11 protein-coding genes are annotated in these 12,507 nt (G+C 61.9%); 9 read left to right on the plus strand and 2 right to left on the minus strand.

All coding sequences use genetic code 11. The features are described from left to right. Nucleotides 1-47 precede the first annotated feature (47 nt). The 5 genes from G8767_RS01865 (at nt 48) to G8767_RS01885 (ending at nt 5,019) form a co-directional block, all read left to right on the plus strand. The gene (locus G8767_RS01865) at nt 48-884 is read left to right on the plus strand and encodes a glucose 1-dehydrogenase (protein ID WP_166809177.1); all 837 of its coding nucleotides are present in this window, start codon (nt 48-50) and stop codon (nt 882-884) included. Continuing rightward, nucleotides 877-1,659 (plus strand): SDR family oxidoreductase, encoded by a 783-nt coding sequence (locus G8767_RS01870; protein WP_095968861.1) that lies wholly within the window; start codon nt 877-879, stop codon nt 1,657-1,659. The genes G8767_RS01865 and G8767_RS01870 overlap by 8 nt, the downstream gene beginning before the upstream one ends. Further along, a complete protein-coding gene (locus tag G8767_RS01875) occupies nt 1,656-3,113 on the plus strand; it encodes an FAD-dependent oxidoreductase (RefSeq protein ID WP_166809178.1) in 1,458 nt (485 codons plus the stop codon). Before G8767_RS01870 ends, G8767_RS01875 begins: the two co-directional genes overlap by 4 nt. Nucleotides 3,114-3,189: 76 nt before the next feature. After that, on the plus strand, nt 3,190-4,503 hold the full coding sequence (locus G8767_RS01880) for an MFS transporter (RefSeq protein WP_007731424.1): 1,314 nt from the start codon (nt 3,190-3,192) through the stop codon (nt 4,501-4,503). Between the two features lie 27 nt (nt 4,504-4,530). Continuing rightward, nucleotides 4,531-5,019, plus strand: a complete 489-nt coding sequence (locus G8767_RS01885; RefSeq protein WP_095968581.1) for a nuclear transport factor 2 family protein — start codon at nt 4,531-4,533, stop codon at nt 5,017-5,019. 69 nt (nt 5,020-5,088) lie between these two features. On the opposite strand, the gene G8767_RS01890 is transcribed toward G8767_RS01885, so the two are convergent. Further along, a complete protein-coding gene (locus G8767_RS01890) occupies nt 5,089-6,729 on the minus strand; it encodes an ABC-F family ATP-binding cassette domain-containing protein (protein WP_166809179.1) in 1,641 nt (546 codons plus the stop codon). A 207-nt stretch (nt 6,730-6,936) separates the two neighbouring features. Next, the gene (locus G8767_RS01895; protein WP_003940110.1) at nt 6,937-7,494 is read right to left on the minus strand and encodes a TetR-like C-terminal domain-containing protein; all 558 of its coding nucleotides are present in this window, start codon (nt 7,492-7,494) and stop codon (nt 6,937-6,939) included. A 51-nt stretch (nt 7,495-7,545) separates the two neighbouring features. Between G8767_RS01895 and G8767_RS01900 the strand changes: the two genes are divergently transcribed. The 4 genes from G8767_RS01900 to G8767_RS01915 all read left to right on the plus strand — a co-directional run bounded on the left by G8767_RS01900 (nt 7,546) and on the right by G8767_RS01915 (nt 12,497). Then, a complete protein-coding gene (locus G8767_RS01900; RefSeq protein WP_166809180.1) occupies nt 7,546-8,505 on the plus strand; it encodes a DMT family transporter in 960 nt (319 codons plus the stop codon). Then, nucleotides 8,502-10,097 carry an amidohydrolase gene (locus tag G8767_RS01905; RefSeq protein ID WP_166809181.1) on the plus strand — a complete coding sequence of 532 codons (1,596 nt, stop codon included), beginning with the start codon at nt 8,502-8,504 and terminating at the stop codon, nt 10,095-10,097. Before G8767_RS01900 ends, G8767_RS01905 begins: the two co-directional genes overlap by 4 nt. Nucleotides 10,098-10,827: 730 nt before the next feature. Beyond that, the gene (locus G8767_RS01910; protein ID WP_166809182.1) at nt 10,828-11,769 is read left to right on the plus strand and encodes an Ig-like domain-containing protein; all 942 of its coding nucleotides are present in this window, start codon (nt 10,828-10,830) and stop codon (nt 11,767-11,769) included. A gap of 218 nt (nt 11,770-11,987) precedes the next feature. After that, complete coding sequence (locus G8767_RS01915; RefSeq protein ID WP_206028796.1) at nt 11,988-12,497, plus strand: alternate-type signal peptide domain-containing protein; 510 nt, start codon at nt 11,988-11,990, stop codon at nt 12,495-12,497. Nucleotides 12,498-12,507: the final 10 nt, after the last annotated feature.

Below are 12,507 nucleotides of genomic sequence, written 5' to 3' on the forward strand. Positions count from 1 at the left end.
TACCGAAAAGTTTCTTGCACAACAATATTCAGTAGGAGAAGTACATCATGACCGAAAGCTCTGACCAGACGAACCCGGGCCGTACCGTTGTGACGCAGATGTCGGCGGTGTACCCGGAGTTGGCAGGCAAGGTCGCAGTGGTGACCGGCGCGGCCCAGGGTATGGGTGCGACGTTCGCCGAAGGACTGGCAACACGCGGCGTACACGTCGTCGGCGCTGACATCAACGAAGAGCAGATGCTCGCCACGGCCGCACGAATCAACACGGACCTGGAATCGAATGCACTGGCGGACAAGCCGGGTCGCGTCGTCGGAGCTCGGGTCGACGTCACCAAGCCCGACGAGCACGAACTGCTTGCCCAGTTGGCGTTGAAGGAGTTCGGCGGGGTCGATTTCTGGATCAACAATGCGGGTATCTTCCCGTTCGCGCTGGCCGAGGAGATCACCCCGGAGCAGATCGGCGCAACGCTGAGTGTCAACGTCGAAGGAGTGCTCTACGGCGCTCAGGCGGCGGCGCGCCACCTCGGTCCCGGCGGCGCCATCGTCAACATGTCCTCGGTATCTGCACAGCGGGTGCGGAAGGGGAGAGGCGCATACTGCACGTCGAAAGCCGCCGTCGCGCACCTCACGGAGTCTCTCGCAGTGGAGTTCGGCGACAAGGGTATTCGGGTGAACTCCATCGCGCCCGGCTACATCGACACGGCGATGACGAAGTGGGTCCAGGAAGATCCGATCGCACTCGCGAGCGCACTCGACGCGGTGCCGCTGCATCGTCTGGGCTCGCCCGAAGAGGTCTTCGGACCGCTGCTGTTCCTGCTCTCGGACAGCGCGCGTTACGTCACCGGGCACAGCATTGCGGTCGACGGTGGTTCGCGGCATGTCTGAGTCCATGACATACCCCGGCGTCGTTCTCGTCACCGGCGGTGCTGCCGGGATGGGAGCGCACCACGCGCGGACCCTAGCGGCCCGTGGTTCGCACGTCTGCATTGCCGATGTTTCCGATTCATCCGGCGTGGTCGACGACATCGTCTCGGCCGGTGGATCAGCTTCGGCTCATCTCCTCGACGTCACCGATGCCGAAGCTTGGGGCCGGGTCGTCGACGAAATTCGCACTACTCGTGGAGAACTCGGCGGACTGGTCAACAACGCCGGCATCTCGCGGCGGCTCGAATTCATGGACACCCCGAACGACATCTGGGAACTGACCATGAAGATCAACCTCTTCGGCCCGTTCTACGGTATGAAGGCGGTGGCACCGCTGATGCGTGAGAGTGGCGGTGGATCGATCGTCAACATCTCGTCCATTGCCGGTCAGATCGGATACTTTTCTCCGGCTTACTCGTCGAGCAAGTGGGGTCTGACCGGTCTGTCGAAGTCGGCCGCAGGCAATTTCGCGCAGTGGGGGATTCGCGTCAACTCTGTGCACCCGGGACTGGTCGGCACAGCGCTGCTCGGCGGCGCAAACGACTTCGTCGCCGCATCGCTGAAGTCGGTTCCCTTCGGACGCATGGGAACTCTCGACGAGATCACCGAAGCAGTGCTGTTCCTGCTCTCGAACAGTTCGACCTACACCACCGGTACGGAACTCACTGTCGACGGCGGGTTGGTGTCGAACGGTCTTTACCACCGCATCATCGCGGAGACTGGAGAACTTTCATGACCGAGCACTGGGACGTCGTTGTCATCGGCGGCGGCGGAGCAGGCCTCGCCGCTGCGGTGTCCGCAGCTGAAGAAGGCGCATCCGTTCTGCTGTTCGAGTCCGAAACCGAACTCGGTGGATCCACTGCGCTGTCGGCCGGAATCTTCACGGCCGCCGGAACAAGCGTGCAGGCCGGCCTCGGCGTCGACGACTCGGCGGACAAGTTCTTCCAGCACTACATGGACCTCAACCAGTGGATGCTCTCACCCGGGCTGATTCGTGCGTTCTGCGAAAACGCCGGTCCGACACTGGAATGGCTGATCGGACTCGGCGTCGAGGTTCCCGCGGCGATCTCGGGCAACGCACACCAGCCGGGGCTCGCGCAGGCCGGCGTCGAGGACGTCTGGCGCGGCCACGTGCCCAAGGATCAGGGATACGGACTGATTCAGGTGCTCGACAAAGCGCGTCGTAAGCACGGCATCGAGGTCATCTTCGGGACGCGAGTACAGAAGTTGATGGAGGAAGACGGTCGGGTTGTCGGTGTTGTCGCCGACGACATCGAGGTACCTGCGGGCGCCGTCGTTGTTGCATCCGGTGGATTCGCGCAAGATCCGGGGTTGGTCAAGCGCCACTTCCCAGACGCGAACAAGGCCGGAGACTCACTGTTCGTCGTCGCAGCCGAGGGGAGCCGCGGAGACCATCTTCGTTTTGCCGAAGACCTCGGTGCTTCCGTAGTGGGCGACGGATGGGGCCTGATGCTGCCCACCGTCTACTTCCAACGATTCCATCACTGGCAGGCCGGTTTTCCGCCGAAGTCGCGGATCTACGTCAACCAGGACGGCCGTCGATTCATGGACGAGGACAGCTCGTACGCGGTCTCGACCGGCATCATCGACCATCAGGGTGGATACGGTTGGATGATCTTCGACGAGAACGCTCGCGTGAATCTGGCTCCGGGATATGCGGATTGGAATCCCGAACGTATCGAGGAAGAAGTCGCCGCCGGTGGCACGATTCGCGCGGACACGATCGAAGACCTCGCAGTGGCGACGGGTGTTCCGGTTACGACGTTGACGCAAACCCTGCGTCGATGGAACGAGCAATTGCCCAGCGGTCACGACGACGACTTCCTCCGCCATCGCACGCTGCGTAACAAGGGCGCCGTCGGCAACCCGGATCCTATTGCGACAGCTCCGTTCTATGCCGCGAAAATCCTTCCGGCAGAGCTCGTCTGCACGCACGCGGGAATGGAGATCAACACCGATGCGGCCGTGCTCGGCAGCACCGGAGTACCTATCGAGGGTCTGTACGCCGCGGGTGAGGCCGGCGCCGGAATCCTCGGACTGAGATACGTGGGCGGCGGCAATGCAGTTGCCAACGCTTTGACCATGGGCCGCGTAGCGGGACGTAATGCGGCGAATTACACCAGGACCAGCGCTGACAGCGCACCGGTCCATTCCATCGCGCACTCCTGACGTCCGACGTCTGCGCGGCACCGAATCCAGTCAGTATCCAATCCAGGCAGGGAACAACATGTCAGAGAATGAGACCATGGCGAGAGCCGAATCCACCGAGGGCAGCAGCGTGGCAACCGAACGACAGTCGACGACGAAGGTAATTCGCGCGGCCATCGTCGGTACCGTCGTCGAGTACTACGACTTCGGTATCTACGGATACATGGCCACCACCATCGCCGCGCTGTTCTTCGTCTCCCACGACCCGAATGCGGCACTGCTCGGTACCTTTGCAGCATTTGCCGTGGCCTTCTTCCTACGCGTGCCCGGCGGAATCTTCTTCGGCCACATCGGCGACAAGTACGGCCGAAAGAATGCTCTCTCCTGGACCATCCTTCTGATGGTTCTGGCGACAGCGGGCATGGGCTTGCTGCCGACATACGCCACGCTGGGTGTGTGGGCCACGTCCATCCTCGTTCTGGCTCGTTGCCTTCAGGGCTTCGCGGCAGGCGGTGAACTCGGCGGCGCCAACGCGTTCGTCTCCGAGTCCGCTCCCAAGCGGTGGCGTGCCACACAGACGTCGATGGTCAACACCGGCACCTACCTGGGTTCGCTGGCAGCTTCGCTCATGGCGCTCGGCCTGACCTCGGTGTTCTCGCAGGAGCAGATCCTCGAATGGGCGTGGCGTATCCCGTTCCTGCTCAGCCTGCTGATCGGTGGCATCGGTATCTGGATCCGTAGCCAGATGGAAGACACTCCTCAGTTCGAAGAACTGCAGGACAAGGGTGAGACCAAGAAGCTGCCCATCCGGGAACTGCTCAGCACCTCCGGTGGCAGCGTCGTCAAGATCATCCTGCTGGGCGCACTCATCACCGGCGGTTACTACATCGCCTCGGTGTACGCCGCGACCTACCTGCAGACCACGGGTGGTCATTCGTCACGGGTTGCGTTCCTTTCCACTTCTCTTGCACTGGTTCTCGGCGTCATCACCTTGCCGATCTCGGGATACATGGCAGACAAGTACGGGCGTCGACCGGTGCTGTTCGCCGGTAGTGCCGCCGCAGTGGTACTCGGAATCCCGATGTTCATGATGATGGCCGGTTCTGGTATCTGGCAGGCGGTAGTCGGTCAGTCTGTTCTCTTCATCTGCGTTTCCGTTGTCAACGGTGCTTCGTACGTGACCTATGTCGAAATGCTGAAAGCATCTGTGCGATACAGCGGTCTGGCATTGGGTAACAACGTCACCAACATGTTCCTCGGTGGCACCGCGCCATTCATCGCCACCTATCTCATCAGCTTGACCGGTAACTCTCTCGCCCCGGCCGGATACTTCGTGTTCTGTGCCGTGATCACCCTCGTCACGGTCTTCTTCATCAAGGAGACCAAGGGTGTCGAACTGCAGGTTGATTGATCACCTCGTGAGAACAGGAGCCTGACCGTGTCCCTCGCTGACAAGCAAGAAATCACCGAAGTTCTGTATCGCTACGCTCGGGCCGTCGATCGGAAGGATTTCGACAGCGTAGCTCTCTGCTACTTCGACGACGCAATAGACAACCACGGTGGTTACATCGGAACCGTCGACGGGCTCATCGAAGACATGAAGCTCAGACACAAGACGATCGACTCGTCGATTCACTGCATCTCCAACGTACTGATCGACGTCAACGGCGATGTCGCTCAGTGCGAGTCGTACTGCTTGTGCTTCCTCCGTCAGGAGCGTTCCGGTTCGGAGTCGGTGCAGACGCTTGCGACGATCAAGTGCCGTTACGTCGACAGGTTCGAAAGGCGCCGTGGTGAGTGGCGAATCGCCGATCGCATCGTCGTGTTCGACGAGTCCCGTGAAGACGTGATCGAGAACGTCTTGCCCACGGACTGGGTGACACAACGTCGATCGTTCGACGACCCGGTCTTTACCAGAACTCCCTGACCGGCCATGCAGACGAAAGGCCTTCACACACATCGTGTGTGAAGGCCTTTCGTCTGTTCACTGCTCGGATCAGCCCGCTGCTTCCGGTGCGGCGACCTCGGTCAAACGGCCGTCCGAGAGCCTCAGCCAGCGTTCGACCTTCACTTCGGCCAGGAATCTCTCGTCGTGGCTGACCACCACGAACGCCCCCTGGTACGCGTTCAGGGCGCTTTCGAGTTGCGCGACGCTCACCAAGTCGAGGTTGTTGGTCGGCTCGTCGAGAAGAAGCAGTTGCGGGGCCGGATCGGCGAAGAGCACGCACGCCAACGTAGCCCGCAATCGTTCACCGCCCGAGAGCGCAGCGACGGGTAGGTGAGCACCCGCGCCCCGAAAGAGGAAGCGCGCCAGGATGTTCATGCGTTCCGGTGCCGGAAGTCCCGGAGCGGACAATGCAAAGTTCTCTGCGACGGTCCGTGCGGGGTCGAGAAGGTCGAGCCTCTGCGACAGGTATGCCACTCGACCGTCGGCTCGTTTGACCTCACCGGAAGTCGGCGCCACATCGCCGTCGACGATGCGTAATAACGTCGACTTTCCGACGCCGTTCGGCCCGGTCAACGCGATACGCTCCGGTCCTCGAATGGCCAGGTCAAGGCCGGGGTCGGTGAAGATCGCACGATCGCCGAACGCGAATTGCATTCGCTCACCAAGGAACACCATGCGTCCGGCGGGTACGTGAGTGCCTGGCAATTCGAGTGAAATCGTCTGGTCGTCTCGAAGAGCGCGGCCGGCTTGATCGAGCCGGTCCTTCGCCGCGTCGACCCGGGCGAGGTGTGTCTCGTTGGCCTTGCCGGCCGACTCCTGAGCATTGCGCTTCATGGTCCCCGCAAAGATCTTGGGCAAGCCCGCGTTCCCGAGATTGCGGGCGGCGTTACTTGCACGTCGTGAAGCGCGTTCTCGGGCCTGCTGCAGTTCGCGCTTCTCGCGCTTGACCTCTTGCTCGGCGTTGCGGATGTTCTTCTCCGCCACTTCGCGAGCAGAGCGTGCCGCGGCTTCGTAGTCGGTGAAATTGCCACCGTAGAAGCTGATCTCGCCGCTGTGAAGTTCGGCGATGCGGTCCATGCGGTCGAGTAGTCCTCGATCGTGACTGACTACCAACAGACAACCATTCCAGTCGTCGAGAACGTCGTAAAGCCTGCGGCGCGCGTCCAGGTCGAGGTTGTTGGTGGGTTCGTCGAGGAGAAGGACATCGGGGCGTCGCAGGAGTTGAGCTGCAAGTCCGAGCGAGACGACCTGCCCGCCGCTCAGAGTGTCGAGGCGACGATCGAACGTCATGTCGGCCAAACCGAGTCGACCGAGTTGGGCACGCGTTCGTTCCTCGATATCCCAGTCGGACCCGATTGTGGTGAAGTGTTCTTCTCGTGTGTCCCCGGATTCGACGGCGTCCAACGCAGCGAGCGTCGGGGCGATGCCCAAGACCTCGGCAACGGTCAGATCGCCCGTCAGTGGCAGGTCCTGCGGAAGGTATCCGAGAACGCCGTCGACGGACACACTGCCGGCGCGTGGGCGCAGTTGGCCGGCGATCAATCTGAGCAGAGTGCTTTTCCCGACGCCGTTCTGGGCAACCAGCCCGGTTCGGCCACCGGGCACGGAGAAGGACAATTCGTCGAAGACCGGAGTGTCGTCCGGCCAGGCAAAAGACAGATTCGAGCAAACGATGTAGGTATCGGACATGAATAGACCTCAGGTGTCGTGCGGGCGCGGCAACGCTGCTCCGCAAAAAGTCGGGTGAGTGAACGACAACATGGCCACGACGGCAGCGCTCGAGGCGTCTGCCGGTGGCCGTCATGCCCGGTTTTATCCGGAGATGTCGAGTTCACCAACCATGTCTGATCCTTTGTGGTCTGTGTCGTTTCATCCGACGATAACAGGAGCCGGTATTTACATACGAGCAATACCGGCGCAGAGAAGTTCGACCAGTCTTCGATACACCCGATCCGGGTCGGTGCCGGCCGGTTGGCCCTCGACCGATTCGAGGATGCAGAAACCGTGAAGCGCACTCCGAAGAGACCATGCCGCCTGCTCCGAATCATCCGGGCTCAGACCGTATCCCGCGATCACCTTGTTGATGACGTCGACCACCTCGCCGACGGCGGAGACCAGATCGGGATGCGGAGCAGTGGGGTAGCGGTCGGTGATGGCGTAGAGACCGGGGTGCACTCGGACGAAAGCACGCCATGCGTCCGCGAGCGCCATGACGGCGTCGTCGCGCGAGAGACCGACCGCGGCGGCGCGCAGTTGTTCGGCGAGAAGGTTGCGTGCGAGGAGGCTGAGTTGATGGTGGACGTCGTCGACCCCGTCGACGTGTTTGTACAGGGCTGACTGCCGGACGTCGAGGGTCTCGGCGAGTTGACTCAGTACCAGAGCGTCGGCGCCTTTGCTGTCGACCAGGTCGGCTGCGGCAGCGATCACGCGTTCACGGGTCACCGGAGTTCTCATGCACGCATCTTCCCCGTATGACAGTCCCCGTGTGGGTGATACATTATCACCATGAGTGATGAGGTATCGCCTCGCGAGCTGTCCGGCGATCAACTACGCCGCCGTGACCTGCGCGTAGTCGTCGCCGGAGCATGCATCCTCGGGTTGACCTCGGTGCTCTACGAACTCTCGGGAGTGTCTCCGTCGACGGGTGCATTCTTTCGGTGTCTCTATGCGCTCATCCCTCTCGGCGTGCTCGTGCTCGTCCAGCGCCGCCGGTCACCACGACCGTCGACGGCAACGCCCTGGATCGTGAAGTCTCTACTCGCCGGCGCTTTCCTCGGAATCGATCTGGTGCTCTGGCACGAGTCGATTCATTCGATCGGGGCCGGTCTTTCGACTGTGATACTGAACCTGCAGGTGCTGTTCGTCGCAATCCTCGGCTATGTTGTTCTGCGCCAACGGATCGGCCGAGAACTGGTCGCCAGCCTTCCGTTGCTCTTCGTCGGAGTTGCTCTGGTAGCCGGGACGAGCACGACGCTCACGGGATCGAATCCTGCTGTCGGAGTGTCGTTTGCCGTGATTGCCGCAGGTGCCTACGCGGTCTACATCTTCCTGATGGGTCTGGCTACTCGGGCGGCGGGTAGAACGGCTCTGCCGATGTTCGTCTCGACGGGAGCTACTGCCCTCACCGCAGGTGCATACGGCCTCGTGAGTGGAACTTTGGATCTGACGCCTTCGCTCGCAGCTCAGGGCTGGCTTGTGCTGCTCGCGTTGGTGTCTCAGGTGATCGGGTGGCTGCTGGTGGCCAGCGCCAGTCAGCGTCTGCCTGCCAGTGCAGTCGCCGCCAGCCTTGTGTTGCAATCGGCGTCGGCGATGGTGTTCGGCGCGGTGCTGCTCGCGCAGACCCCAACTCTCGTCCAACTCGCGGGTGCCGGAATGATTTTGGCCGGAGTGGTTGTGGCGACGCGGATACCCGCGAAGAAGTCCTCGACGACTGTTGTCGGAAAACGAATGGAGACAAGCGTATGACCACGGCGGCTGACCACATCTACATCAACGGCGACTTCAGGCCCATGGACGGAGCGGTCGGCGAAAACCCGACCGCTGTGGCGGTCAAGGATGGCAGATTCGTTGCCCTCGGAACTGATGCCGAGATCTCGGCGCTGACCGATTCGGGCACTTCCGTTGTCGATCTCGCCGGCGCGGTGGTTGTGCCGGGGTTCATCGAGACGCATCTGCATCCAATGATGTGGGGTTTGATGCTCAGTGGGGTCGACGCAACGACAAGTGCGTGCCCGACCGTCGAGAAGTTGATCACGGCGTTGGCTGCGCGGGCCGCGATCACACCAGTCGGTGAGCCGATCGAAGCGTGGGGCTTCGACGACAGCCTCGTGGCGGAAGATCGAGGTCTGACCGCGGCTGATCTGGACAAGGCTTCCACCGAGCATCCGATTCTGGTGCGGCACTTGTCTGCTCATGGGATCTACGTCAACTCGGTTGCACTGGAGAAGGCCGGGATCGATTCCGCAACGGTCGATCCGGAGGGCGGTGTCATCGTTCGCGACAGTGACGGCGTACCCACTGGTGAACTGTGCGAGGTTCCGGCAATGTCTCTGGTGCACGGCCTTGTTCCGGAGATGAACCCGGATGCGTCCAAGATCGCGATGCTGCGGGCCCAGGAAGTCATGGCGTCGGTGGGCGTGACGAGCTTCCACGACATGTATGTGACGGCCGAGATGTACGAGGCGTACCGGCAACTCGATACCGATGGTGATCTGCGTCTGCGTGCGCGTCTCTATCTCGGCCACGGAGTGCACGATCAGTTGGGCGAACTCGCCGATCCGACGACCCGAGTCCAGGTGGGTGGCGTCAAACTCATTTCGGACGGGTCGATTCAGTTGCACACCGCTGCGCTGACCGAGCCGTACCACGATCTGGATGGATGCCACTGCGGCGGAATGGCAATCCCGGCAGGCGCACTCGGGGCGCTCGTCGAGGAACATCACGCTGCCGGGCGACAGGTCGCGATTCATACCAATGGTGATCAGGCCATCGATTTCGCACTGGACGCAATTGCCGCGGCGCGGGCAGCGCACCCGGGCGTCGAGGTCTCACATCGACTCGAGCACGTTCAGACGTTGCGGGAGGATCAGATCGCGCGGATGGTCGAACTCGGGGTGGTGGCGTCGATCTTCGTGAACCACGTCTACTACTGGGGAGACCGGCACCGTGATCGGTTCCTCGGACCGGGTCGCGGCGAGCGGATCAGCCCCGTGGCTTCGGTCGTGGCGGCCGGGCTTGCCTACGCGCTGCATTGCGACTGCCCTGTCACTCCCGTGAACCCGCTCTTCACGATGAATACCGCCGTACACCGTGTGACGCGAGAAGGTCATGTTCTGGGTGCAGATCAACGGGTTTCCACGTCCGACGCGCTGGCCGGCTACACAAGCGCTGCTGCTCGTCTCGCCGGTGAGTCATCGGACAAAGGTCGGATAGCGGTGGGACTTTTGGCGGATTTTGTTGTGCTCGACGGAGATCCGTTGCGCAGCGCTGCCGGGGAGTTGAATGAATTGTCGGTCCTGCGCACGGTTGTCGGCGGTGAGACCGTCTTCGAGGCGTAATCGCACACGCTATTTTACTTTACGTTTGGGTGTCGGTAGTCAACTCCTTACCGGCGCCGGTGACTATCGGTGCACGTGGGCCGGGAAGCGAATGTGCTTCCCGGCCCAGAGCTTTGGGTGCAGTAGGGGCAGTCGCTATTCGATGTTTCGGACAGAGTTCTTGGTGGCGTATCGATTTCGGTGCACCGCGCAGTTCGGAACGGTTGGCTGGTTCGAAAGGTGCAGCAATCGACGGCCCCTTCGGGGAGGTGCCCTCGAAATAGAATGTGACGGCTCGTCGTGTGGGCTCGCTCCGCCATTTGCTCGAGGGTCGCTGTTATCTACGAGTAAGTGCGTTCAAAAAGGTTCCATATACCAAGGGTATGTAGAACGTGTTCCTCTTATCGGCGGAACTAATCGCCCATTCGGTTACAGATACTTTTGTGCGATCTAGTTACTGCGTATAGCTAACTGTTTCTAACTGCACTGGTCAGGGCGCGTAATTTGCTGTCATCGTGGGTCGGAATTCCTTCTGAACGTTTGACCAGTAAAACCGCCACAAAAGCTGATACGTGTGATAAAAATTGATCCGAAGCGGAACAGTAGCTATGTATGAGCGAGGGCATGCACAGCTTCTCAGTTCAGCTCGCAAGCTTTGTGCAACATGTTCGGCACCGACGGCGGATGTACCTGGATCTGTCGTCTCTTCACCCCCATCCCCGGCAACGGGACAGATGAAATGAGTCTTCACATGCCTCGATTTTTCCCGGTCGGGGACGGACGCGAATCCCGTCTCCCCCGGCGCGCCACTGCTGTGTTGGCGGCGCTGCCGGCTGCATTGCTCCTCGCGACCTCCGGCGCGCTGCTTGCGCCCGGCACCGCCGCGGCCGCCCCGGGCGACGACATCACGGACCAGTGCCTGGAGATGTCCCAGGACGGTGGCCCCTGGGTGAAACCAGCGGCCTTCGATCCCAGTGGAACCGACTACATCCCGATCCCCGGTGACGAGGGCACGCAGTTGGCCTTCAATGTTCGCAATGTCTGCGACCTTCCCGCCACCCTCACTCTTTTCAGCGAGAGCTGGTCCGTCTCGGGCGGCGGCACTGCGACAGTGCGGGGCAAGCTCGACGGCCAGGTCGGCCAGCAGTTCGTGATCGGGCCGAATGCGGATTCGTCGACGCGGATCGAGCTGGTGAAAACGCCTCTCGCACAGAACGCCAACGTGATGGCCGGTTTCATGATCGGCATCCCGGCCAGCGAAGTCCTGCAGGGATACGAAATCAACCCCGGCTGGGGTCTGGTCCTGGTGGAGGGCGAGCCTGCTGTGGTAGCCCCCAGTGCTCCGACCGACTTGTCTCTGGGCGCCGCCGAGGTAGAGGCGGGCACACCCGTCAAGGTCTCCGGCAAGGCAGAGCCCAACAGCACGGTCACCGTGACCGGAGGCGGCGCCACCTGCACCGCCACCGCGGATACGAGTGGGAACTTCAGCTGCAATCTGACGATCACCACGCCCGGCAGTCATCCGATTACCGCCACGGCGACAAATGTGGGTGGGACCAGCCCCGCCTCCGCGGGAGTCACGGTCAAGGTCACTGCGAAAACCACCGATCCGGGCGGCAGCAGCAGCGGTTCGCTCGGCAGTAGCACCGGTTCGCTCGGAAGCCTGGACCTGTTCGGAAGCCTCGGCGGATAACCACTCCGGCCCAACCGGCCACTTAGACCTCGCGATGCGCGGGGCGATCTCGACCATCTCCGCGCATCGCCAACCTTCTCGGTCACCGAATTCAATTCGGTGGCTTCAATTCCCATGCCCCTTCCTGGGGCTGTTTCACCGGAGTGCACATCCGCACGGCCCGGGCTCAACCAAGCGCGTCGGATGTCCCGCCGCGAACTGCACAGGAGGAATACCAGATGAACAAGACCACAAAGGGTGCGATCGCCGCAGGTGCGGCTGCCGTTCTGCTTGCAGGCGGTGCCGGAACCATGGCCGCGTGGAACTCGTCCACCAACGGCGGCGCTCCGCAGACGGTTGGCGCCGGTTCGCTGTCGGTCGAGCAGGTCGGCGCCGGCGTGTGGAAGTGGGCAAACGGCAGTACCTTCAATCCCGCGAGCGACCTGATTGTGCCCGGTGATGTCGTCACCTACACCGCGAACTACAGCATCGACCTCGTTGGCACGAACCTGAAGGCGAAGTTGACGCCTTCACTCACGGGGGTCACTGGAGACCTCGTCACGCTGAATCAGCTGACCGTGGCCCCGGCTAGTGGCACCGTGACGACGTACACCGCCGGCCTGGATCAGGCGGCAACGTTCACGACCACCATCACATTCAACGCGGGGGCCGCGGGCGACAACACCGGTCAGACGAAGACCGCCAGCCTCGCCGGCGGCGCGGTCACCCTCGAGCAGACGTTCAACTAAGCCAAAGAAG

The sequence above is a fragment of the Rhodococcus sp. IC4_135 genome, assembly GCF_011602025.1.
In the GTDB taxonomy this organism is placed as follows: Bacteria; Actinomycetota; Actinomycetes; order Mycobacteriales; family Mycobacteriaceae; genus Rhodococcus_F; species Rhodococcus_F baikonurensis.